Below are 23,569 nucleotides of genomic sequence, written 5' to 3'. Positions count from 1 at the left end.
TTACTTCAGAGTCGTGTTGCCCCATGTGTGGACGTTATGCCCTGTTTCGCTGGAACCGCGATTTCGCGGCCCTGCCAGGTTTTCCCGCCGATCAGCAGGCGCAGTGGAACATTTCCCCCAATGATTCGGTGTTGATGCTGCGCGCCGCTGAAGATGGCCAGCGCACGTTGGCCCGCGCCCGTTGGGGGCTGACGCCGCCGTGGCTGACCGATCTGTCGAAAACCCCGGCGCATGCCCGGGCGGAAACCGTGGCCGAGCAGCCGATGTTTCGTGAGGCGCTGCGCCAGCGTCGTTGCCTGCTACCGGCGAATGGTTTTTACGAATGGCGCGGAACCCAGCGCAAGCGTCCGTTCTGGCTGACGCCGGGGGAGGGATCGTCGCTGTTTTTCGCGGCGATCTGGGAGGCTTATCCGGTGCAGGAGCAGGTGTGGCTGAGCACTGCGGTGATTACGCAACCGGCGTCGAGTCAGCGCCGGCCGTTGATTCTCGATGAGGCGGGGCAGGCGGCGTGGCTCGATCCCGAGACGCCGTTGCATGTGTTGCAGGGGTTGCTGGCCAGTGAGCCGGCGGCGCTGCGTGAGCGGGTGTTGGCGAATCTGATCAATGATCCGAAACTCAATGGGCCGGAGTGTTTGACCCCGGGTTAAAGCATTTAGATCAAAAGCCCCTCACCCTAGCCCTCTCCCGGAGGGAGAGGGGACCGACCGAGTTGTCTTGAGCGATTCACCGACCTGATGCATCGAGTCGATTATGGATTCAGTGAAGATCTTTCAGGTCGGTGTCATTCTGAAATATCCCCCAATCAGTCCCCTCTCCCTTTGGGAGAGGGTTAGGGTGAGGGTGCTCTTGGCTTTTCAGACCTTGAATTGATTGATCAACCGCCGCTGCTGCTCTGCCAGCTTGGTCAAATCAGCACTCGCCGAACTCGACTCATCCGCACCGCCCGCGACTTCATTGGCCACTTGCCCAATGTTGATCACATTGCGATTGATGTCATCGGCCACCGCGCTCTGCTCTTCCGCCGCGCTGGCAATCTGCGTGTTCATGTCGTTGATCACCGACACCGCGTGAGTAATCGTTTCCAGCGCTTGAGCCGCTTTCGCCGCGTGCTGCACGCTTTCATCAGTGCGGTTCTGGCTGTCTTCCATGACTCGCACCACATCGCGAGTGCCCTGCTGCAGTTGCTGGATCATGCTCTGGATTTCTTCGGTGGCTTTCTGGGTTTTCTGCGCCAGATTACGCACCTCGTCTGCCACCACCGCAAAACCACGACCCTGCTCGCCGGCACGCGCCGCTTCAATCGCCGCGTTCAAGGCGAGCAAATTGGTCTGCTCGGCAATCCCGCGAATCGCCGTGAGAATCGCGTTGATGTTTTCGCTGTCCTTGGCCAGCGTCTGCACCACGTCTACCGCCTTACCGATTTCCACCGCCAGCACACCAATCGAGTTCGAGGTGTCACGGACAATCTGCATGCCCTGGCTGGCCGCTTGATCAGCATGACTGGCCGCTTGCGCCGCCTGCGTCGCGTTGCGCGCCACATCCTGCGCGGTGGCGGTCATTTCCTGTACCGCCGTGGCGACTTGATCAATCTCGGCCATTTGTTTTTGAATGCCGATGTTGGTGCGAATGGCGATGTCGGCGGTGTGCTCCGAGGAATCGCTGACGCTCTGCACCGACGTCACTACCTGCGTGATCATCGCCTGCAATTTGGCCAAAAAGGTGTTGAAGCCCTTGGCGATCGAGCCCAATTCATCGCTGCGATCACTGCTCAAGCGTCGGGTCAGATCACCTTCACCCTGAGCGATGTCATTGAGCATGGCGACCATTTGCTTCAGCGGTCGGGCGATGCCGTGGCCGACCAGCCAGATCACCAGCAAGCCAATGCCGGCGATGAGCAGACCGACCATGGCCATGCCGAAGGTGTCGGACTTGCGTTGCGCATCGAGGTCGGCCTGCAGTTTTTGCAGATCCGCCATCACCGCGTTGAGCGGCAGTTGCAGCATCAACGTCCAGCGCGCGTCGGTCTGGCCGATGCCGAACGGCAGGTACAACTCGATGCGGCCCTTGTCCTTGTTGACCGAGTAAGTCACTTCACCCCGCTTGAGATTGGCCATGTTGGCGGTCTGCTCGGCGTCGAGGATATCGCTGACTTTTTCACCGAACTTGCTCGGGTCTTTGGTGTAAGCGACGATCCGCCCGTTGCCGCCGATCAGGGCCATCTGCCCGGCGCCGCTGTACAGTTTCTGGTTGGCGCCTAGGAGCATTTCCTGAATGAAGTTCACCGACAGGTCAGCACCGACGATGCCCAGGAAAGCGCCGTTGAGCATGATCGGTTCAATAAAGGAGGCGAGCATGACGATCTTGTCGCCGACCTTGTACGGCGCCGGATCGATCACGCAGGCTTTCTTGGTTTCCTTCGAGCACAAGTAGTACTCGCTGGCGCGCACTCCGGTGGACAGGGTTTTCTGGTCGTCGACGTCGACCAGTTTGTCCAGGCCGAGGGTGCCGTCATCGTTGCGGAACCACCACGGCAGGAAGCGCCCGTTGGCGGCATCGATGCCCACCACGCTGGTGCCGACGTAGGCCGCGTCATCGTGGTCGAGGGCATTCTTTTCCCAGCCGATGTAGGTGCCGAGAATCTTCGGGTTCTTTTCGACGTTCTCTCTGATCAGGCTGATCAGTTGTTCGCGGCTGACGCTCAGGCGCGGCTGGCCATCGGCGCCCGGTGTGCCGAGCAGGGCGTTGACCCGCACCAGTCCGCCGGCGATCAGCAGCGGCGCTTCGAGTTCGCGCTGGATCTGGCTGACCTGGGTTTGTGCCAGCGAAGTCAGGCGCTGTTCGATGACTTGCTCGAACTGCGCCTGGGTGCGCTGCTGCACCATTTCTTGCGTGCGCGCGCCGGAAAACAGCGCATACAGCACCAGCGCGGCCACCACGCTGAGCACGATGGCGCCGGCCAGGGCGGCAACGGAAAACTGGATCGACTTGAACTTCATGGGAGCTCCGCACGCAAGAGGACGTCTGCGCTGATGTATCGGCAGGCGGCATTGGGCCATGAGTGCGAGCCGGTGCAATTGCAAGCCGATGTCGCAAATGGATCAGTGCGCGACGCAGTTGCACCGGGCTCAGTGGTGGCTGTGAATTTTTTACGACAGGCCAAGTGGGAAACGTCTGAAAGTCGCTGCAACACGTCCGTTGTATCTGGCGCCGATACAATTACCCGCCTACGATACGCGACAGGTTTTCAGGGAGCTTTTGAATGAACAAGACAATGGTTGTAAGTGCACTGAGCGCAGCGCTGTTGCTGGCCGGTTGTCAGTCGGTCAACACCACCAGCGGCGGCGCCGTGGGGGTGGAGCGCAAGCAGTACATGTTCAGCATGCTGTCCTCGCAAGAGGTCGACCAGATGTATGCCCAGTCGTATCAGAAAACCGTCGGCGAAGCCTCCAGCAAAGGTGTGCTGGACAAGACCAGTCCCGAGGCCAAGCGGGTTCAGGCGATTGCCAACCGCCTGATCGCCCAGGCGCCGAACTTCCGTCCGGATGCGGCGCAATGGCAGTGGGAGGTCAATCTGATCAAGAGCGACGAGCTAAACGCCAACTGCGGGCCTGGCGGCAAGATCATTTTCTATACCGGGCTGATCGACAGCCTGAAACTCACCGACGATGAAATCGCCGCGGTCATGGGCCATGAAATCGCCCACGCCCTGCGCGAGCACGGTCGTGAAGCGATGTCCAAGGCCTACGGGATCGAAATGGCCAAGCAGGGCGCGGGTGCGTTGCTCGGTCTGGGTCAGGACAGTCTGGCGCTGGCTGACACCGTGGCCAACTACGGTATGACCCTGCCGAACAGCCGTGCCAACGAAAACGAAGCCGACCTGATTGGTCTGGAACTGGCCGCACGCGCCGGTTACAACCCGAATGCCGCGATCACTCTGTGGAACAAGATGAGCAAGGCGTCGGAAGGTTCGCCACCGGAGTTCATGAGCACTCACCCGGCTTCGACCAGCCGGATTGCTTCGTTGCAGGCGGCGATTCCGAAGGTTATGCCGCTGTACGAACAAGCGCCGAAATCCTGAGTCGATGATCGTTCCCACGCTCTGCGTGGGAATGCCTCAAGGGACGCTCCGCGTTCAAATGGGACGCAGAGCGTCCCCGGCTGCATTCCCACGCAGAGCGTGGGAACGATCGGCGTTGGCAGGGTTAAACCCAGCCACTGCTCTGCATGGCTTTGTACACCGCAACAATTGCCAGAATCATGAACGCCGAAGCCGCGAGGCGACGGATCAGGGTCAGTGGCAATTTGTCCGCGGCAAAGTTACCGGCCAATACCACCGGCACGTTGGCAATCAACATGCCCGCCGTCGTACCGATAATCACCAGCCACAGATCCGGGTATTGTGCCGCGAGCATCACGGTCGCGACCTGAGTCTTGTCGCCCATTTCAGCCAGGAAGAACGCAATCAGCGTGGTCAGGAACGGCCCGAACTTGCGTGCGGTGCTGGTTTCATCGTCATCCATTTTGTCCGGAACCAGCGTCCACAGCGCCGTGGCCGTAAAACTTGCGGCGAGAATCCAGTGCAGCGTCGCATTCGAGAAGAAACTGCCGAACCAGGCGCCGACCGCACCGGCTGCTGCGTGGTTGGCCAGGGTCGCGGCGACAATCCCGGCAATGATCGGCCAGGGTTTGCGGAAGCGAGCGGCGAGAATCAGCGCGAGCAGTTGCGTCTTGTCGCCGATTTCGGCCAAGGCAACGATTGCGGTGGGAACGAGTAACGAGTCCAGCATCAGGATTTCCTAAGGGGCGGGTCGACACGGCTATGACACGTACAGCCTTCCCGCCCCGGGTAAGGTGTGCGTGTCATAGGTCTTGTCAAACCCTGCGATCCGTCTGTTGCGGACGCTTGGGTCGCATACGCCATGATCTGAGGATCAAGTATGTTGACGTATGCCGGACGAGCTTGGCGCTCGTGGGAGACTACTCCCCTAGGACGGAGCGGATTCTGCCTAGGCAAATCCGATTGAGCAAGAACAAATTTTCAGCCGCGTTTGGCGCGGTAAATCCGGAAACCATTGCCTTCGGCCTTGATCGCACAGATGCCCAGATGCTCTTCGATCAGTGGTTGATACTTGAGGAAACTGTTCGCCACCAAGCGCAGTTCGCCGCCGTTTTTCAGATGTTTCGCTGCTTTTCGCAGCAAGTTCTCGGTGGCGAAATAATCAGTGTGCACGCCGACATGGAACGGCGGGTTGCTTAGAATCGCGCTCAAACCCATCGGCGCGGCATCGATACCGTCACCAGTCAGCACTTCAGCTTCCAGACCATTGGCCGCCAGCGTCAGACGGCTGCTGGCGGCGGCGAACGCATCGACATCGAGCAGCGTGACCTGATTGTGCGGATAGCGACGTTTTACCGCCGCGCCCAACACGCCTGCGCCGCAACCGAAGTCGAGCAGATGGCCGCTCGGCAGTTTGTCCAGATGCTCCAGCAGCAGGGCGCTGCCGCGATCCAGGCGACCGTGGCTGAATACGCCCGGCAGGCTGATGACTTTCAACGGGCCCTCGGCCAAAGGCAATTCATAGGTCTGCGCCAGACTTTCCAGCGTCTTGGCTTCAGGGGCGTTGGCCACGGTGACTTGCCAGAGCTGGCAATGACGCGCGCTGTCGAGTTTACGCGGTTTGCCGAACGGGTTGAGCTGCTTGGATGCGCCCTCGATGCCACTGCGTTTTTCCCCGACCAGAAACACTTCACGCCCGGCCAGACGTGAGGCCACGGCGTTGAGGATGTAGTCGGTGAGGTCTTTGGACTTGGGCAGAAACACCACGGCGCTGTCGAACTCGCGCTCGGGAATGTTCACGCCGAAATGGCTGCGACCCTCGAAGCGAGCGTCCAGCGCGGCTTGATCGCCGGCATGCCAGCACCAGCCGAATGCGTTGGGCAGGCGCCCGAGCAAATCATCGGCGGGCAAACCGGCCAACAACAACGAACCTTGAAACAACTCGGGCTGACGAAGCAGTACTTCACTGCGCGGATCCATAACTGCTCCTCAAAAAAAAGTGCCGCAGTTTATCAACTGACGACCCGCAGCGCCTTACCGCTGAAGAACGCCTGAGCGTTTTCAGTCAATTGGCCGACGATGCGTTGTCGTGCTTCGCGACTACCCCAGGCATTGTGCGGTGTGACGATCAGGCGAGGGATGTCCGCCGCGAGCAACGGATTGCCCTGGGTCGGCGGCTCGACGCTCAACACATCCGTCGCGGCGCCACCGAGGTGGCCGTTGCGCAAGGCATCGGCCAGCGCCTGCTCGTCGATCAGGCCGCCACGGGCTGTGTTGACCACGAACGCACCGGGTTTCATCGACGCCAGTTCGCGAGCACCGATGAAATGGCGAGTGTGTTCATTGAGCGGGCAATGCAGGGTGAGGGCGTCGATTTGCGGCAGCAGTTGATCCAGCGGCAAACGATCCGGGCGAGCAGGGCGCCCGGGAATCTGCCCGAGCAACACACGCATGCCGAACGCTTCGGCCAGTCGCGCCACGGCGCCGCCGAGTTCGCCATGACCGAGCAGGCCGAGGGTTTTGCCTTCCAGTTCAACAATCGGATAGTCGAGCAGACAGAACTGTTTCGCCTGCTGCCAGCGTCCTTCGCCAACGGCTTTCTGGTAATCGGCCAGACGCGTGGCAAGGTTGAGCAACAGCATGATCGTGTGTTGCGCCACCGACGGCGTGCCGTAACCCTGACAGTTGCACACGGTGATGCCCTGCGCGCGGGCGGCGGCGAGGTCGACGTTGTTGGTGCCGGTGGCTGTGATCAGGATCAGTTTCAGAGCGGGGTTGGCGGCCATGGCGGCAGCGTCGATCATGATCTTGTTGCTGATCGCCACGGTGGCGCCTTGCAGGCGCTCGCTAACTTGCTCGGGCAAGGTCTGCGCGAACAGCTGCAGATCGCTGAAACACTCACGCAGTGGACTGAGGTCGAGGTCGCCGAGATCCAGCGAAGGGTGATCAAGGAATACCGCGCGGCGCGTGTTCGTCATCAACTGTACCTTTTGTGCTGTGAGCGTTGGGCGTAATCTGCCGAGCCTACCAGATGAAACAAATCGATACGCTTGGCCGAAAGGAGCCCCTATGTACTGGACCGAGTTCTTGACCGTTGCACTGATCCACCTGCTGGCCGTCGCCAGCCCCGGCCCGGACTTTGCCGTGGTGGTGCGCGAGAGCGTGACCCACGGGAGTCGCGCCGGCACCTGGACCGCGCTGGGCGTGGGTACGGCGATTTTCCTCCACGTCGGTTATTCGCTGCTGGGTATCGGCCTGATCGTGTCGCAGTCGATCGTGCTGTTCAACGCCTTGAAATGGGCGGCCGCCGCTTACTTGCTGTACATCGGCTTCAAGGCACTGCGGGCGCAACCGGCGAAAGTCGTGGCCGATGATCTGCACAAAGAGGCCGGCGTACGCACGGCGCGCGGTGCGTTCACCTCGGGTTTTGTGACCAACGGTCTGAACCCGAAAGCCACGCTGTTCTTCCTGTCGCTGTTTACCGTGGTGATCAACCCGCACACGCCACTGGCCGTGCAGGCCGGTTACGGGATTTACCTGGCCGTTGCGACCGCCATCTGGTTCTGCCTGGTGGCGATGCTATTCAGCCAGCAACGGGTGCGTGCCGGCTTCGCCCGCATGGGCCATTGGTTCGACCGCACCATGGGCGCGGTGCTGATCGCTCTCGGCGTGAAAATCGCGTTTACCGAGATGCACTGATCTCAGAACCGCGACTTAAACCTGTGGGAGCGAGCCTGCTCGCGAAGGCGTTGGGTCAGTCGACATTATTGGTGGCTGAAAGACCGCTTTCGCGAGCAGGCTCGCTCCCACAGGGCCTTACACCAGTTCGCTGAGCTTGCTCAGGTTATTGAGGTAGTCGCGGGGATTTTCCCCGAGCAAACGGCGAAACATCGCGCTGAACGCCCGCGCGCTGCCGTAACCCAGATCCCGCGCTACACGCTGCACGCTGTCCCCGGCGAGCAGGCGGGGCAGGGCTTCCATCAAGCGCAGTTGCTGGCGCCAAGCGTTGAAACTCATCTGCAACTGTTGCTGAAACAGCCGCGCCAACGTGCGTGAGCTGGCGCCGACCTGCTGCGCCCAGTCTTCCAGGGTATTGGCATGATCCGGGGTGTGCAGCAGTGCCAGACAGATATTTTGCAGACGCCGGTCGCTGGGCATCGGAATGTGCAGCGGCAGGTTTTTCAGACCGGCGAGTTCTTCCAGCATCAATTGCTGAATCAGCGGATTGTCGGCGTGCGGCGGCCCTTGCACCGCGCGCAGGATCAGCTCGCGCAGCAGCGGCGTCACGGCCAATACGCAGCACTGTTGCAGGCTGGCGGGTGACAATTCTGGCGCGATGAACAGCGAGCGCATCTGCACATCGCCGCTCATGAAAATCTCGTGCGCCACCTCGGGTGGAATCCACACCGCGCGACTCGGCGGAATCACCCACGCACCGGATGCCGTGACCACCCGCATGATCCCGCTGACGGCATACAGCAGCTGCGCCTCGCGATGCAGATGTAGCGGTTGGTGCGCGCCGTCCAGATAATCCCGGGGGTAGGCACTCACCGGACCGTGTTCGAAATGGCTGATCAACATGTCTGATTTGATGACTTGCTTGGCAGGAATGCGCTTTGCGGCCAACCTAGCATAAACGGCACACAACAACGTAAAGCGTGCCGCCATGAATCAATCCCGTAATGTCATTCGCTACATCAACGCCGCGCATGTGATCGATCACATGTTCATGCTGATTTTTCCCGCCGCCGTGCTCGGCATGACTCAAGCGTTCGGTCTTGATTACGCCGCGTTGATCGGCCTGTCATTGGGAGGATTCATCGCCTTCGGCGCCTGTTCGCTGCCCGCCGGTTGGCTCGGCGATCACTGGAGTCGGCGGCAGATGATGCTGGTGTTTTTCTTCGGCATTGGTGCTTCGGCGATCTTTACCGGACTGAGCAGCAGCCCGAGCATGCTGGTGATCGGCCTGACCCTGATCGGTATTTTCGCGGCGATCTATCACCCGGTGGGCACGGCAATGCTCGTTGCTTACGCACAAAACCGTGGCCGTGAAATCGGCATCAACGGCATGTGGGGCAATCTTGGCGTGGCATTTTCGGCGCTGATCACAGGCTTGCTGGTGACGCAATTCGGCTGGCGCTCGGCGTTTCTGTTACCGGGTGCGGTGGCGATTGTGCTGGGTTTCGGCTTCGCCTTGCAGGTGCGCGAAGAACCGATTCCGAAGCGTGCGCACACGCCACTCAAGGGGGCGGCCGGTCAGCGTATTTCGATGGTCATGGTGTTCGGCGTGCTGGCGTTGGCCACGGCCACCGGCGGCGTGGTGTTCAACGCCACCACCATGACCTATCCGAAACTGTTTCAGGAACGTTTGCATGAGCTGTTCGCCTCGCCGCAAACCCTCGGCGTGGTGGTCAGTCTGGCGTATGCCTTTGGCGCGGTGGCGCAGTTGAGTATTGGTCGGGTGTTGCATCGGCTCAGCCTGAAATGGCCGTTCATTGTCCTGACGCTGTGCCAGGCGCCACTGTTGTTTGCGCTGGCCTATGCCGACGGCTGGGCAGTGATCGCGCTGGGTGCGGCATTCATGTTCGTGGTGTTTGGTCAGGTAACAGTGAACGATGCGATGGTTGCCAACTTCGTTGCCCCGCAATGGCAATCGCGCGTCTTCGCGCTGCGTTATTGTTTATCGTTTGGCGCCAGTGCGACGGCGATTCCGCTGATTTCCTATGTCGAACCGCGCCATGGTTTTGTAGGTCTGTACTTGATTCTTGCGGGTTTCGGCGCTTTGACCTTCCTCGCTGCGGTAGTTTTCCCACGCACGCCTTCCGAGGAGGCTGTAGGGCAAACGGCCTGATCTGAGACGAAAACCGGCAAATGCTGGCGCAAAGCTAGCATTTGTACGGCTTTGCAAATCATTCCTTTGGCTGATTTGGCTGGCGTATAAGGGTTCTAGAGTACCGATCTCTACGCCAACACCGTGCAGTCAGAAAAGGGATTCTTATGTTGCAGACTCGCGTCATTCCCCCGGCCGATGGGGCCTACCAGTATCCATTGCTGATCAAACGGCTGCTGATGTCCGGCGCCCGTTACGAGAAAACCCGCGAGATCATTTACCGCGACCAGATTCGCTATAGCTACCCGACCCTGATCGAGCGCGTGGCGCGGCTGGCCAACGTGCTGACGGCGGCCGGTGTGAAGGCCGGTGACACGGTGGCGGTGATGGACTGGGACAGCCACCGTTACCTGGAATGCATGTTTGCGATTCCGATGATCGGCGCGGTGATCCACACGATCAACGTGCGCCTGTCGCCGGAGCAGATCCTCTACACCATGAACCATGCCGAGGACCGCTTTGTGCTGGTCAACAGCGAGTTTGTCGGCCTGTACCAGGCGATCGCGCCGCACCTGACCACGGTCGAGAAAACCCTGCTGCTGACTGATTTGCCGGAAAAAACCGCCGATTTGCCGAATCTGGTCGGCGAGTACGAGCAACTGCTGGCCGCTGCAAGTCCGCAGTACGACTTCCAGGACTTCGACGAAAACTCGGTCGCCACCACGTTCTACACCACTGGCACCACCGGCAACCCGAAAGGCGTGTATTTCACCCATCGGCAACTGGTGCTGCACACCATGGGCGTGTCGACGATCATGGGCTCCATCGACAGCGTGCGCCTGCTTGGCACCAACGATGTGTACATGCCGATCACGCCGATGTTCCACGTTCACGCCTGGGGTCTGCCTTACGTGGCGACCATGCTGGGCCTGAAACAGGTTTATCCGGGACGTTACGATCCCGAGTTTCTGGTGGAGCTGTGGCGCAAAGAGAAGGTCACCTTCTCCCACTGCGTGCCAACCATTCTGCAAATGCTGCTCAACGCCAAAGGGGCGCAGGGCACTGATTTCGGCGGCTGGAAAATCGTCATCGGCGGCAGCGCACTCAACCGCACTCTGTACGAAACCGCCAAGGCTCGCGGCATACAGCTCACTGCCGCGTACGGCATGTCGGAAACCGGGCCATTGGTTTCCTGCGCGCATCTCAACGACGAGCTGATGGCTGGCACCGAAGACGAGCGCACCACTTACCGGATCAAGGCCGGTGTGCCGGGGCCGCTGGTGGAAGCGGCAATCGTCGACGGCGACGGCAATTTCCTCCCGGCCGACGGTGAGACCCAGGGCGAACTGGTGCTGCGTGCGCCATGGCTCACCGAGGGCTATTTCAACGAACCGCAGAAGGGCGCCGAGCTCTGGGCCGGCGGCTGGCTGCACACCGGCGACGTCGCCACGCTCGACAGCATGGGCGTGATCGACATCCGCGACCGCATCAAGGATGTGATCAAGACCGGCGGCGAGTGGATCTCCTCGCTGGACCTCGAAGACCTGATCAGTCGTCACGTCGCGGTACGCGAAGTAGCAGTGGTAGGCATCGCCGATCCGCAGTGGGGCGAGCGTCCGTTTGCCTTGCTGGTGATCCGCGAAGGGCACGTGATCGGGGCGCGCGAGCTCAAGGAACACCTCAAGCCGTTCGTGGAACTGGGCCACCTGAGCAAGTGGGCGATTCCGAGTCAGATCGCCCTTGTTACCGAAATTCCCAAGACCAGTGTCGGCAAGCTCGACAAGAAGCGCATCCGCCTCGACATCACCGAATGGCAGGCCAACAACAGCACCTTCCTCTCGACACTTTGAGTGTCTGCTGGCGCGCCGAAACCGGCGCGCCAGACCCACCAAGCAAGCGCTTGGCTTGTGAAATCGAAAAAATCAGCCATCCTTGCCGTGCCGACATGTGTCGGACTGGCGAAAGGACTGTTCCAGAGTGGCCGGCAGCTGCAAATCACACTTTAGAGGGATCAAGCAGTACCACCTGCTGGCTATAGTCCGCTCAAGGATTTTTAAGAACGGGGCACACGCACAAAACGGGGCGATGCATTTTTGGAGTGACTTCGGGCTGTCTCTGGCACCCGGTCCTTCGGACGTTTTTAAAAGTACTCACTGCCATAACAATAATGCACATGGAGTAGCGTCGATGACCTCAGTAAACCAGTTCTGGCGCCGGGCGAAACTGCCTCTGGCAGTCAGTCTTGCCTCTTCGCTCGCCGGGCCCGCATTCGGCGTCAGTTTCAACGTCGGTGAAATCGAAGGCCAGTTCGACTCGTCCCTGTCGATCGGTGCCAGTTGGTCTACCCAGAGCCCGAACAAGAACCTCATCGGCGTCAACAACGGCGGCCATGGTCTGTCGCAGACTTCTGACGATGGCCACGCCAACTTCAAGAGCGGCGAAACCTTTTCGAAGATCTTCAAGGGCATCCATGACCTTGAACTGAAATACGGCGACACCGGCGTGTTCGTCCGTGGCAAATACTGGTACGACTTCGAACTCAAGGACGAAAGCCGCCAGTTCAAGGACATCAGCGATTCGGGTCGCAAAGAGGGCGCCAAGTCGTCCGGCGGGCAGATCCTCGACGCCTTCGTCTACCACAACTACGCGATCGCCGATCAGCCGGGTTCCGTGCGTCTGGGCAAGCAGGTGGTGAGCTGGGGGGAAAGTACCTTCATCGGCGGCGGCATCAACTCGATCAACCCGATCGACGTTTCCGCGTTCCGTCGTCCCGGCGCCGAGATCAAGGAAGGCCTGATCCCGGTCAACATGTTCTACGTGTCCCAGAGCCTCACCGAAAACCTTTCGGCCGAAGCGTTCTATCAACTGGAATGGGACCAGACCGTCGTCGACAACTGCGGCACGTTCTTCTCGCAGCCAGACATCGTGGCCGACGGTTGCAACGACAACCTGCGCGTGCTGAACAAGCGTTCGCAAATCCCGGCCATCGCCCTGGGGCCATTGGCCGCCAACGGTGTCAACGTCAACGAAGAAGGCGTTCTGGTGCGCCGTGGCCCGGATCGCGATGCCCGCGACAGCGGTCAGTGGGGCGCCTCCTTCAAGTACATGTACGAGCCGCTCGACACCGAATTCGGCGCCTACTTCATGAATTACCACAGCCGTGCGCCGATCTTCAGCGCCACCGGCGCACCACAATCGGTCTACAACACCGCGCGCGCGCTGCCGGGGCCGTTTGCGGCACTTGCACCACTGCTGGTCGCGGGTAACTCGAATTACTTCATCGAGTACCCTGAAGACATTCGCCTCTACGGTCTGAGCTTCTCCACCACGCTGCCTACCGGTACGGCGTGGAGCGGTGAGATCAGCTACCGTCCGAACGCGCCGGTACAACTGAACTCCACCGACATCCTGTTCGCCGGTGTGCGTCCGATCGGCGGCGCACTGACCAACGCTTCGATCCTCAATGGTGTGCCGGGTCAGGACCTGCACGGTTACGAGCGCAAGGAAATCACCCAGATCCAGACAACGTTCACGCACTTCTTCGATCAGGTCATGGGCGCCAGCCGTCTGACCCTCGTCGGCGAAGTCGGTGCGACCTACGTCGGTGGGCTGGAAAGCCGTTCCGACAAGCGTTATGGCCGCGATCCGGTGTATGGCCCTGGCGAGTTGCCAGCCACTGGCGGTGTGAATACCTGCGCCAACATTCTCAACGCCAGCACCATCAACGGTGCAGGGCCGGGTTCGCCGCAGAACAACCGCAGCCGCAATTGCGATAACGACGGCTTCACCACCTCGATGTCGTGGGGCTACCGTGGTCGCGCCATCTGGGAATACAACGACGTCTTTGCCGGTGTGAACCTCAAGCCGAACGTGGCCTGGTCGCACGACGTCAGCGGTTACTCGCCAGGCCCTGGCGGCAACTTCGAGGAAGGTCGCAAAGCGGTCAGCCTGGGTGTTGATGCCGAATACCAGAACACCTACACCGCGAGCCTGGCTTACACCAACTTCTTTGACGGCAAGTACACCACTGTGGATGACCGCGACTTCGTTGCGCTCAGCTTCGGCGTGAACTTCTAAGCACTGCATTCAGGACGAACGAATTTATGAAAATAACAAAGAGTCTGTTCCACGCCGGTGTTCTGGGCCTGTCGCTGCTGGCGACCGGCGTCATGGCCGCGGTGCCTGCTGCCGAAGCCGACAAACTGGGCAAGAGTCTGACGCCGATGGGCGCCGAAATGGCCGGTAACGCCGACGGTTCGATCCCGGCGTGGAAGCCGTTGCCAAAGAATGCCGGCTCGGTCGACAGCAAGGGTTTCCTGTCCAATCCATACGCCAGTGAGCAACCGCTGTTCACCATCACTGCGAAAGACGTCGACAAGTACAAGGACAAGCTGGCGCCGGGTCAGTACGCGATGTTCAAGCGTTACCCGGAAACCTTCAAGATGCCGGTCTACCCATCCCATCGCGGCGCGACCGTGCCGGATGACGTATTCGCCGCCATCAAGAAAAACGCCACCACCACCAACCTGGTGTCTGGCGGCAACGGTCTGGAAAACTTCGACACCGCCGTACCATTCCCGATTCCTAAAACCGGTGTGGAAGTGATCTGGAACCACATCACCCGCTACCGCGGTGGCAGCGTGACCCGTCTGGTGACCCAGGCAACGCCGCAACCGAACGGCTCGTATAGCCTGGTGTACTTCCAGGATCAGTTCGTGTTCCGCGACAAGATGAAGGACTACGATCCGGCGAACCCGGGCAACATCCTGTTCTACTTCAAGCAGAAAGTGACCGCACCGGCGCGTCTGGCCGGCGGTGTGCTGCTGGTGCACGAAACCCTTGACCAGGTAAAAGAGCCGCGTTCGGCGTGGGTCTACAACGCCGGCCAGCGTCGTGTGCGTCGGGCGCCACAAGTGTCCTACGACGGCCCGGGTACTGCGGCGGATGGCCTGCGTACCTCCGACAACCTCGACATGTTCAACGGTGCACCGGATCGCTACGACTGGAAGCTCGAAGGCAAGAAAGAGATGTACATCGCCTCCGACAGCTACAAGCTCGACGACCCGAAACTGAAGTACGCCGACATCATCAAGGCCGGCCACATCAACCAGGACCTGGCGCGTTACGAGCTGCGTCGCGTCTGGCACGTGGTTGCCACCCTGAAGGAAGGCCAGCGTCACATCTACGCCAAGCGTGACTTCTATATCGACGAAGACACCTGGCAGGCAGCCGTGATCGACCATTACGACGGTCGTGGCCAACTGTGGCGTGTGGCCGAGGCGCATGCCGAGAACTACTACGACAAACAAGTGCCGTGGTATGCCCTGGAAACCCTCTACGACCTGCAGTCCGGCCGCTATCTGGCGCTGGGCATGAAGAACGAAGAGAAGAGTGCGTATGACTTCGGTTTCACCGCCACTACCAGCGATTTCACCCCGGCTGCACTGCGTCAGGATGGCGTTCGCTAACCCGCTGTAACCCGAGGCCGCATCCTCGTGAAAACGCCCCGACTGGTTCGGGGCGTTTTTTTTTGCTTTTGTAGGGGGGAGCTACAGGAGGGTGTAGCCTTTTTGTAGCCATTTGTAGCAGCAACCTTCATAACCGGTTCGTTTAAGGCTAGTCTGCGGACATCTGCAATGCCGCCAACAGCAATTCGAACAAGAGCCGGCCATGACCGATCTGTCCCCACTTCCGGGTCCCGCAAGCGTTGCCGTCGCGGCACTGGACGGGCGTTTTTTTCGCCCGCCGTTGCCTGACGGCTATGTCTTGCGACCACGCCTTTGCGAGCGCCTGCAGGCCGGGCTCGCTGGGCGCCTGTTGCTGGTCAGTGCTCCCGCCGGGTTCGGCAAGAGCTCGCTGGCAGTGGAGTTTTGTCAGAGTCTGCCGGCGCACTGGCAAAGTCTCTGGCTGGGGCTGAGCCCTCGTGACAGCGACCCCGGACGCTTTCTTGAACGTTTGCTTGAAGGCTTGCAGGACTACTTTCCGCAACTGGGCAGTCGCGCACTCGGCCTGCTGAAAATGCGCCAGCGCCATCAGCCATTTGCCTTCGAAGAATGGCTCGACGGCTTGCTCGATGAGTTGACCCTGCACCTCGATCCCGCCAAGCCGTTGCTGCTGTTGCTCGACGATTACCATCTTGCCCAAGGTCCGGTACTCGACCGCTGTCTGCAGTTTTTCCTCAATCATCTGCCCGATGGCTTGCTGGTGATGGTGACCAGTCGCCAGCGCCCGGACTGGCATCTGGCACGTTTGCGCCTGTCCCGGCAGTTGCTGGAGCTGCATGAGCAGGATCTGCGCCTGACCCACGACGAAGCTCTGACCTTGCTCGATCGCCACAGCAGTTCCCTGCGCGGTGAGGCACTGGAAAACCTGATCCAGCGCAGCGAAGGCTGGGTCGCCGGTTTGCGTTTCTGGTTGCTGGCGGTGTCCGAAGCGGGCAGCGATGCGGCGCTGCCACAAGCACTGAACGGCGGGGAAGGGCTGATCCGCGATTATCTGCTGGAAGAAGTCATCGATTGCCTGCCCGCCGAAGTGCAGGCCTTTCTCTACGACACCGCACCACAAGAGCGTTTTTGCAGCGAACTGTGCGATGCCGTCCGTGAAGCTCACGACAGTGCCGAAATTCTGCGTTTCCTGCTGGCGCATCAGGTGTTTCTGGTGCCGCTGGACGAGCACGGCCACTGGTATCGCTATCACCATCTGTTCTCGGATCTGCTGCGCAGCCGACCGATTGCTCAAGCCATGGTGCCGACCGCGACGTTGCACCTGCGCGCCTGTCGCTGGTTCAACGCGCAGGGGCTGCTGGATGAGGCGGTCGAACAGGCGTTGCGCGCCGGCCATCTCGATGTGGCGGCGAATCTGGTGCAGAACCTTTCCGAAGAACAACTGCTGGCCGAGCAGAACGTCGGCATGCTGCTGCGCTGGAAAATGGACTTGCCCGACAGTCTGCTGATCAGCACGCCGCGGTTGATCGTTCTCTATAGTTGGGCGTTGGGGCTGGCCTGTCAGCTCGATGCCGCCGAAGAGTTGTCCAGCCATCTGAGCCGTTTCCTGCCGGCGCCATCGGCCACGGCGCAAAAGTCGATGCTGGCGCAATGGCTGGCGTTGAGCGGGATCATTGCCCGTGGCCGCGGCCATCGTGAGTTGACCCTCAGGTATTGCAGCGAAGCGTTGGAAAGCCTGCCGGCCAAACGCTATGGCCAGCGGCTGATGTGTTTATCGACCTTGTCCAATCTGGCCATTGCCGACGGCGATCTGTGGCGCGCACGTGGACTTAACCGCGAATCCCTGGAGTTGGCGCAGCGCGTCGGCAATCCGTTGTTCGAAGCGCTGGCACACTACGATCGTGCGCGGGTGTTGCAGGCTCGCGGCGAAATCCTGCGTGCTCTCGATGAAGTCCATCAGGGCCTGGAGCGCTTGCGCGGCTTGTCGCCACAACGCCTGTATGCGGTGCGCGCAAGGCTGACGTTGTATGAAGGTTTTCTGTTGGCCATGCGCTTGCAGCCCCAGGCAGCACGCGTGCGTTTGTTGGCCGGAATCGGCGAGGCACGCGCCTGTCGCGATATCAGCGTGTTGATCGGCCACTGCGTGATCGCTCGACTGGACGGCAGCAGTGGCGAGTTCGCCAAGGCCTTTGCCGAACTCGCTGAGGCCGAACGCCTGATGCATATCTGGGACGTGCCGCCGATCTACTATCTGGCGATGATCACGCTGGTCAAATGTGAACTGTGGCTGGCGCAGGGCCGCACCGATCTGGCCGAGGCGTGGCTGGCGCGGCTTGGCCAGACATACACGGGCGAGCGCGCTGCAGCGCCGCCGGAGTTTCATCCTCAGTTGCCGTTGCATGTTGAACTGCAACAGGCGTTGCTCGACATGATTCAAGGGCAACCCATGCTCGCCGAGGGGCGGTTGAACGTATTGCATGAAAACGGTCAGCAAACCGGGCGACAGTTGCTCAGTGTGATGGCGTTGACGCAGAAGGTGGCGTTGCTGTTGGCGGGCGCACGCGAGCCCGAAGCGCGTAAAGCGTTGCACCAGGCGTTGGAGGCCGCAACCGGCGGCGTGCTGCAGCCATTCGATGCCTTGCTCAGAGAGCATGCAGATTGGTTGCGCGGGCAACTGGCCTTGAGCGCTTCGAGCGATGTCAGCCAGCAGTTGCTCGTGCATCTTCCGCTACCTGCCACTCGTTCGGTTGCGGATCCGGTAGCAGCCGAGCAACTCAGCAGTCGAGAGCTGGCGGTGCTTCGCCTGATCGCACTGGGCTGTTCAAACCAGGAAATCAGCGAACAGCTGTTCATCTCGTTACATACGGTGAAAACCCACGCAAGTCACATCAATAGCAAGTTGGGCGTCGAGCGGCGCACACAGGCGGTCGCACGGGCTAAGGGGCTAGGACTGCTCACCTGACGGTCATAAGACTGACCCGAAAAAAATGCCCCGGACCAAGGTTCGGGGCATTTTTTTTCAGGTAAGGATCTGCAAGCAGATCCTGTGGTGATGGAGTGTCAGGCGACCAGGTCGTTGGCACTCAGACTATTAACACCCACCAACTGAATTTCGAAGTCAGCGCCAGGGCCTCCGGAGACGTTTCCGGAGAGAATGTGGTCGGAGAAGCGGACTTGCCCGGCCGCAGTAAAGTCGTTGCCATCGATGAATGTGAAACCATTGAAACCGGCGGTCAGTAAGTTGGCATCAAAGTGGGTCAGGTCGATTTTATCGCCCTGGAGGCTGCTGAAGTCAGTGATGACATCACGGTTGGCCCCGACCCCCATTTCGTTTACGGCGCCGAACTTGAAGATATCGGCACCGCCACCACCGGTCAGGGTATCGGCACCGAAGCCTCCATCCAGGATGTTGGCATTGATGTTTCCAGTCAGCGTGTTGTTCAAGTTGTTGCCAGTGAGCGTGAATTGACCGAGCCCCAGTAACTTGACGTTTTCGACGTTCAGCAGGTTGCCGATACTCAGGTCAACGGTCTCGGTCTGCGGCGTGGAGCCGTACATGATGTAGAGGGTGTCGGTGCCTTCGTTGGCCAGTTCCTGAACCAGTGCCAGTTCACCGGTCTGGTCAAGCAGATAGGCATCGTTGCCCTTGCCGCCGATCATGGTGTCCAGGCCTGCCATGCCATTGAGTTCATTATTGCCGTCGTTGCCGATCAGCACGTTGTCCTGTGCGTTACCGCTGCCGGCGATGCTGCCGGTGCCGGTCAGGGTGAGGTTTTCCAGGTTAGCGCCCAGAACCCAGTTGACGGAGGAGCGAACAGTATCGATTTCGCCAGGCAGTGTGCTGTCCTCAATGACGACATCACCATAGTTGTCGACGATGTAGGTGTCGTTGCCGGTTCCGCCAATCAGCGTATCCGCACCTGCGCGACCGTCCAGAATATCGTCGCCCGCACCGCCTTGAAGGGTGTTGGCATCGGCATTGCCGAGCAAAGTGTTGCTCTGGTCATTACCGATGACGGTGAACTGGCCGGCGCCTAGCAACGTGACATTCTCGACATCGTGCAGGTTGCTCAGGCCAAGATCGATGGTTCGGGTCTGGGTAGCTGCGGCGTAGTTGATGTAGAGGGTGTCAGTGCCCTCATTGGCCAACTCTTGCACGAGCGCCAGTTCACCGGCCTGATCCAGTACGTAGGCGTCGTTGCCCTTGCCGCCGATCATGATGTCCAGGCCGCCCAGACCATTGAGTTCGTTGTTGCCATCGTTGCCGATCAGCACGTTGTTGAGGGCGTTGCCGTTACCGGCGATGTTGCCGGTGCCGGTGAGAGTGAGGTTTTCCAGGTTGGCGCCCAGTGCCCAGTTGACGGAGGAGCGAACGGTGTCGATCTCACTGGCCAGGGTGCTGCTCTCGATAATGACGTCGCCGTAGTTATCGACCACGTAAGTGTCGTTTCCGGCTCCACCGATCAGGGTGTCGGCACCCACACTGCCGTCGAGGATGTTGTCCCCGCTGTTGCCGGTCAGTGTGTTGTTCGAGCCATTCCCCATGACGGTGAACCGGCCTGCACCGAGCAACGTGACGTTTTCGACGTTCAGCAGATTACCGGCATTCAGGTCAACGGTCTCGGTCTGTGGCGTGGAGCCGTACATGATGTAGAGGGTGTCGGTGCCTTCGTTGGCCAGTTCCTGAACCAGTGCGAGTTCACCGGTCTGGTCAAGCAGATAGGCATCGTTGCCCTTGCCGCCGATCATGGTGTCCAGGCCTGCCATGCCATTGAGTTCGTTATTGCCGTCGTTGCCGATCAGCACGTTGTCCTGTGCGTTACCGCTGCCGGCGATGTTGCCGGAGCCGGTCAGGGTGAGGTTTTCCAGGTTGGCGCCCAGAACCCAGTTGACGGAGGAGCGAACAGTGTCGATTTCGCCAGGCAGTGTGCTGTCCTCAATGACGACATCACCATAGTTGTCGACGATGTAGGTATCGTCGCCGGCACCTCCAAACATGACGTCGGCACCCGCACCACCATCGAGAATGTTGTTGCCTGCGTTGCCGTTCAGACTGTTGTTGCGCTCGTTGCCGGTCGCGTTGATGTTCGCATTGCCAAGCAACGAAAGATTTTCCAGGTTGGCGCCAAGCGTGTAGCTCAGGGTCGACAAGACAGAGTCGACCTCATTGAGCGCTGCGTTGGTTTCAACAATCACGTCGCCAATATTGTCAATGTAGTAAGTGTCGTTGCCGGCGCCGCCGTTCATGGTGTCGGCTCCCAGGCCACCATTGAGCGTGTTGGCGTCGCTGTTGCCGATCAGGATGTTGTTCAGATCGTTACCTTGTATCGTGAACGCGCCGGCACCCTTGATTGTGACGTTCTCGATATTGGCCAGGTTAGCAAGACTGATGTTCACGGCGGCCGTCGAGGGCGTCGCTGCATACATGAGGTACAACGTATCGTTACCTTCGCTGGCCAACTCTTGCACGAGCGCCAGTTCACCCGCCTGATCCAGTACGTAGGCGTCGTTGCCCTTGCCGCCGATCATGATGTCCAGGCCGCCCAGACCATTGAGTTCGTTGTTGCCATCGTTGCCGATCAGCACGTTGTTGAGGGCGTTGCCGTTACCGGCGATGTTGCCGGTGCCGGTGAGAGTGAGGTTTTCCAGGTTGGCGCCCAGTGCCCAGTTGACGGAGGAGCGAACGGTGTCGATCTCACTGGCCAGGGTGCTGCTCTCGATAATGACGTCGCCGTAGTTATCGACCACGTAAGTGTCGTTTCCGGCTCCACCGATCAGGGTGTCGGCACCCACACTGCCGTCGAGGATGTTGTCCCCGCTGTTGCCGGTCAGTGTGTTGTTCGAGCCATTCCCCATGACGGTGAACCGGCCTGCACCGAGCAACGTGACGTTTTCGACGTTCAGCAGATTACCGGCATTCAGGTCAACGGTCTCGGTCTGTGGCGTGGAGCCGTACATGATGTAGAGGGTGTCGGTGCCTTCGTTGGCCAGTTCCTGAACCAGTGCGAGTTCACCGGTCTGGTCAAGCAGATAGGCATCGTTGCCCTTGCCGCCGATCATGGTGTCCAGGCCTGCCATGCCATTGAGTTCGTTATTGCCGTCGTTGCCGATCAGCACGTTGTCCTGTGCGTTACCGCTGCCGGCGATGTTGCCGGAGCCGGTCAGGGTGAGGTTTTCCAGGTTGGCGCCCAGAACCCAGTTGACGGAGGAGCGAACAGTATCGATTTCGCCAGGCAGTGTGCTGGTTTCAGTGATGACATCACCATAGTTGTCGACGACGTAGGTGTCGTTGCCGGTTCCGCCAATCAGCGTGTCCGCACCTGCGCGACCGTCCAGAATATCGTCGCCCGCACCGCCTTGAAGGGTGTTGGCATCGGCATTGCCGAGCAGTGTGTTGTTCTGGTCATTACCGATGACGGTGAACTGGCCCGCACCATTGAGGGTGACGTTCTCGAAATTTTGCAGAGGGTTGCTGCTAAGGTCGATGGTGCCGGTTCTGAAGGTCGCCGCGTAGCCGATATAAAGGGTGTCGACACCTTCGTTAGCCTTTTCCTGCACCAGCGCCAGTTCGCCCGACTGGTCAAGGACATAGGCATCGTTGCCTTTGCCGCCGATCATGGTGTCCAGGCCACCCAGACCATTGAGTTCGTTGTTGCCATCGTTGCCGATCAGCACGTTGTTGAGGGCGTTGCCGTTACCGGCGATGTTGCCGGTGCCGATAAGAGTGAGATTTTCCAGGTTGGCGCCGAGGGCCCAGTTGACCGAGGACTGAACGGTGTCGATCTCAAAGAGAAAATTGCTGGACTCAACAATGACATCGCCGTAGTTATCGACCAGGTAAGTGTCGTTTCCGGCGCCACCGATCAGGGTGTCGGCACCTGTGCCGCCGTCGAGAATATTATTCCCGGCGTTGCCGGTAATCACGTTATTGCGATCGTTGCCGATGCCGTTGATGTTGTCGTAGTTCAGTAAGTTGAGGTTCTCGATATTTGCGCCCAGGGTGAAACTGACACTGGCATTCACCGTGTCGATTTCTGTCAGGGATGTGCCTCGCTCGATAACGACATCATTGATGTTGTCTACATAGTAGGTGTCATTGCCGGCACCACCGTCCATGGTGTCTGCGCCTGCTCCACCATCCAGCGAGTTGTTCAGGTCGTTACCGATCAGGGTGTCGTTGAATGCAGAGCCAATGGCCGTTTCGATTTTAGTGCCGTAAGCAATTGTCAGGCCCTCATTGAACGCGGTCAGCGTATCGAGATTCAGGAACGCCTGGCCTATCTGGCTGAATTGGCCTTCGTTGAGGTTGATGCGTACCGCAGCGAGCTGATTGCTGGCGTCGATTACATCATAACCACCCGTGTCCCAGATCGTCTCGAATACGGATTGGTCCGATGCCCATTGGTAAACATTGTTCCCCGATTGCCACAGGGTGTTGGCACCATACATGTTCTGGATGGTCATGATATCCAGAAGCATTGGTGTCGTCGGCTGATAGGAATATGAGTCGTTATAGCTCATGACCGTATAGCGGACGTCGTCCATTGCCGGGGCAAGAATGGTCCCGTTGCCCGGGCTGGCTTCAAAGGGGTGCTTGAGACCGATGGCATGACCAATCTCATGCACGAAGGTCAGGAAATCGTAGGAGCCTTTGACAGGCATCGGGTTATCCGTTGCCGGGCCGATCCAGACGTCTCCTCCCTTGGGCGTATCATCCGGCAGGTAGGCCCAGGCAGCGATCTTGGGGTCCATCAGCGAGAAACCACCAAAGCGCAGATCACCGACACCCAAGACGTTATCTCTGGTCATCGTGAAAGTGATGTTGGCAACCGCACTCCAGGTAGCCAGCGCGTCGGCTACACCAATCTGCTGACCGTAGGTCAGTGAGTAAACAGCATTGTATTCATTGGTGGAGCTGTATGCGGTGGCGAAATAGGAGCTGTTGGGCTTGATGAAACTGTAAGTCAGGTCCGTCACTGCCCCGGGCACGTTTGGCTGTGTGCTTTGCCATTGATAACCGGAAATCAGGCTGTCGAGCTGGATGCTGCCAGTAGAGTTCGAGGTTCTGCTTACGGTGAAACCAGTTGGACGGGGCATGCGGATTTTTCCAGAGTAGGCTGCGGCCCTTCCTGAATGTGGCCGCTACAGATGTCAATTTTGCACGAGAAAATGGCGATTGACATTATATTGCCACTATATTTTTTTAATGACGTCAAATAAGCGGCTGGGCCTTCTGTA

General features: G+C 59.6%; 14 protein-coding genes and 1 riboswitch. Of the genes, 8 read left to right on the top strand and 6 right to left on the bottom strand.

Going from position 1 to position 23,569, the window contains the following annotated elements; translation table 11 throughout:
* The first annotated feature begins 23 nt into the window (after positions 1-23).
* Positions 24-647 carry an SOS response-associated peptidase gene (locus HU718_RS25465; protein ID WP_102901149.1) on the top strand — a complete coding sequence of 208 codons (624 nt, stop codon included), beginning with the start codon at positions 24-26 and terminating at the stop codon, positions 645-647.
* A 207-nt stretch (positions 648-854) separates the two neighbouring features.
* Here the strand turns inward: HU718_RS25465 and HU718_RS25460 are convergent, their stop codons facing one another.
* Positions 855-2,996, bottom strand: coding sequence for a methyl-accepting chemotaxis protein (locus tag HU718_RS25460; RefSeq protein ID WP_186616470.1), 2,142 nt, complete (start codon positions 2,994-2,996; stop codon positions 855-857).
* A 263-nt stretch (positions 2,997-3,259) separates the two neighbouring features.
* On the opposite strand from HU718_RS25460, the gene HU718_RS25455 reads away from it, so the two are divergent.
* Positions 3,260-4,078 (top strand): M48 family metallopeptidase, encoded by an 819-nt coding sequence (locus HU718_RS25455; protein ID WP_122599128.1) that lies wholly within the window; start codon positions 3,260-3,262, stop codon positions 4,076-4,078.
* A 124-nt stretch (positions 4,079-4,202) separates the two neighbouring features.
* Here the strand turns inward: HU718_RS25455 and HU718_RS25450 are convergent, their stop codons facing one another.
* From HU718_RS25450 to HU718_RS25440, 3 genes are all read right to left on the bottom strand, one after another.
* Positions 4,203-4,787, bottom strand: coding sequence for a TMEM165/GDT1 family protein (locus HU718_RS25450; RefSeq protein WP_007912813.1), 585 nt, complete (start codon positions 4,785-4,787; stop codon positions 4,203-4,205).
* A gap of 87 nt (positions 4,788-4,874) precedes the next feature.
* Positions 4,875-4,999: riboswitch (yybP-ykoY riboswitch) on the bottom strand.
* 39 nt (positions 5,000-5,038) lie between these two features.
* Complete coding sequence (locus tag HU718_RS25445; protein ID WP_186616471.1) at positions 5,039-6,037, bottom strand: methyltransferase; 999 nt, start codon at positions 6,035-6,037, stop codon at positions 5,039-5,041.
* 32 nt (positions 6,038-6,069) lie between these two features.
* The gene (locus HU718_RS25440) at positions 6,070-7,035 is read right to left on the bottom strand and encodes a 2-hydroxyacid dehydrogenase (RefSeq protein ID WP_095123018.1); all 966 of its coding nucleotides are present in this window, start codon (positions 7,033-7,035) and stop codon (positions 6,070-6,072) included.
* 91 nt (positions 7,036-7,126) lie between these two features.
* Here HU718_RS25440 and HU718_RS25435 point away from each other — a divergent pair, with 91 nt between their 5' ends.
* Positions 7,127-7,756, top strand: coding sequence for a LysE family translocator (locus HU718_RS25435; RefSeq protein WP_186616472.1), 630 nt, complete (start codon positions 7,127-7,129; stop codon positions 7,754-7,756).
* Between the two features lie 117 nt (positions 7,757-7,873).
* Here HU718_RS25435 and HU718_RS25430 read toward each other — a convergent pair whose 3' ends face one another.
* Positions 7,874-8,638: an AraC family transcriptional regulator gene (locus tag HU718_RS25430; RefSeq protein ID WP_186616476.1), complete on the bottom strand. Its 765-nt coding sequence runs from the start codon at positions 8,636-8,638 to the stop codon at positions 7,874-7,876.
* A gap of 85 nt (positions 8,639-8,723) precedes the next feature.
* Here HU718_RS25430 and HU718_RS25425 point away from each other — a divergent pair, with 85 nt between their 5' ends.
* The 5 genes from HU718_RS25425 to HU718_RS25405 all read left to right on the top strand — a co-directional run bounded on the left by HU718_RS25425 (position 8,724) and on the right by HU718_RS25405 (position 18,293).
* Complete coding sequence (locus HU718_RS25425; RefSeq protein ID WP_186616473.1) at positions 8,724-9,908, top strand: MFS transporter; 1,185 nt, start codon at positions 8,724-8,726, stop codon at positions 9,906-9,908.
* Between the two features lie 146 nt (positions 9,909-10,054).
* Positions 10,055-11,737, top strand: coding sequence for a fatty acid--CoA ligase (locus HU718_RS25420; protein WP_007912801.1), 1,683 nt, complete (start codon positions 10,055-10,057; stop codon positions 11,735-11,737).
* A gap of 337 nt (positions 11,738-12,074) precedes the next feature.
* Positions 12,075-13,964, top strand: a complete 1,890-nt coding sequence (locus HU718_RS25415; RefSeq protein ID WP_095123022.1) for a DUF1302 domain-containing protein — start codon at positions 12,075-12,077, stop codon at positions 13,962-13,964.
* Positions 13,965-13,990: 26 nt separating this feature from the next.
* Positions 13,991-15,355: a DUF1329 domain-containing protein gene (locus tag HU718_RS25410; protein ID WP_007912796.1), complete on the top strand. Its 1,365-nt coding sequence runs from the start codon at positions 13,991-13,993 to the stop codon at positions 15,353-15,355.
* 202 nt (positions 15,356-15,557) lie between these two features.
* Positions 15,558-18,293, top strand: coding sequence for a winged helix-turn-helix domain-containing protein (locus tag HU718_RS25405; protein ID WP_186616474.1), 2,736 nt, complete (start codon positions 15,558-15,560; stop codon positions 18,291-18,293).
* Positions 18,294-18,391: 98 nt separating this feature from the next.
* On the opposite strand, the gene HU718_RS25400 is transcribed toward HU718_RS25405, so the two are convergent.
* The gene (locus HU718_RS25400) at positions 18,392-23,428 is read right to left on the bottom strand and encodes a M10 family metallopeptidase C-terminal domain-containing protein (RefSeq protein WP_217868252.1); all 5,037 of its coding nucleotides are present in this window, start codon (positions 23,426-23,428) and stop codon (positions 18,392-18,394) included.
* Positions 23,429-23,569: the final 141 nt, after the last annotated feature.

The sequence above is a fragment of the Pseudomonas tensinigenes genome (assembly GCF_014268445.2).
Lineage (GTDB): Bacteria > Pseudomonadota > Gammaproteobacteria > Pseudomonadales > Pseudomonadaceae > Aquipseudomonas > Aquipseudomonas tensinigenes.
This window is presented reverse-complemented; position numbering and strand designations above follow the sequence as displayed.

What these genes read in the sequence shown, in the direction of transcription:
- HU718_RS25450 (WP_007912813.1), bottom strand. Translation starts at nt 4,787, where the DNA reads ATGCTGGACTCGTTACTCGTTCCCACCGCAATCGTTGCCTTGGCCGAA.
- HU718_RS25435 (WP_186616472.1), top strand. Translation starts at nt 7,127, where the DNA reads ATGTACTGGACCGAGTTCTTGACCGTTGCACTGATCCACCTGCTGGCC.
- HU718_RS25420 (WP_007912801.1), top strand. Translation starts at nt 10,055, where the DNA reads ATGTTGCAGACTCGCGTCATTCCCCCGGCCGATGGGGCCTACCAGTAT.
- HU718_RS25445 (WP_186616471.1), bottom strand. Translation starts at nt 6,037, where the DNA reads ATGGATCCGCGCAGTGAAGTACTGCTTCGTCAGCCCGAGTTGTTTCAA.
- HU718_RS25440 (WP_095123018.1), bottom strand. Translation starts at nt 7,035, where the DNA reads ATGACGAACACGCGCCGCGCGGTATTCCTTGATCACCCTTCGCTGGAT.
- HU718_RS25400 (WP_217868252.1), bottom strand. Translation starts at nt 23,428, where the DNA reads ATGCCCCGTCCAACTGGTTTCACCGTAAGCAGAACCTCGAACTCTACT.
- HU718_RS25410 (WP_007912796.1), top strand. Translation starts at nt 13,991, where the DNA reads ATGAAAATAACAAAGAGTCTGTTCCACGCCGGTGTTCTGGGCCTGTCG.
- HU718_RS25455 (WP_122599128.1), top strand. Translation starts at nt 3,260, where the DNA reads ATGAACAAGACAATGGTTGTAAGTGCACTGAGCGCAGCGCTGTTGCTG.
- HU718_RS25405 (WP_186616474.1), top strand. Translation starts at nt 15,558, where the DNA reads ATGACCGATCTGTCCCCACTTCCGGGTCCCGCAAGCGTTGCCGTCGCG.
- HU718_RS25425 (WP_186616473.1), top strand. Translation starts at nt 8,724, where the DNA reads ATGAATCAATCCCGTAATGTCATTCGCTACATCAACGCCGCGCATGTG.
- HU718_RS25460 (WP_186616470.1), bottom strand. Translation starts at nt 2,996, where the DNA reads ATGAAGTTCAAGTCGATCCAGTTTTCCGTTGCCGCCCTGGCCGGCGCC.
- HU718_RS25465 (WP_102901149.1), top strand. Translation starts at nt 24, where the DNA reads ATGTGTGGACGTTATGCCCTGTTTCGCTGGAACCGCGATTTCGCGGCC.
- HU718_RS25415 (WP_095123022.1), top strand. Translation starts at nt 12,075, where the DNA reads ATGACCTCAGTAAACCAGTTCTGGCGCCGGGCGAAACTGCCTCTGGCA.
- HU718_RS25430 (WP_186616476.1), bottom strand. Translation starts at nt 8,638, where the DNA reads ATGTTGATCAGCCATTTCGAACACGGTCCGGTGAGTGCCTACCCCCGG.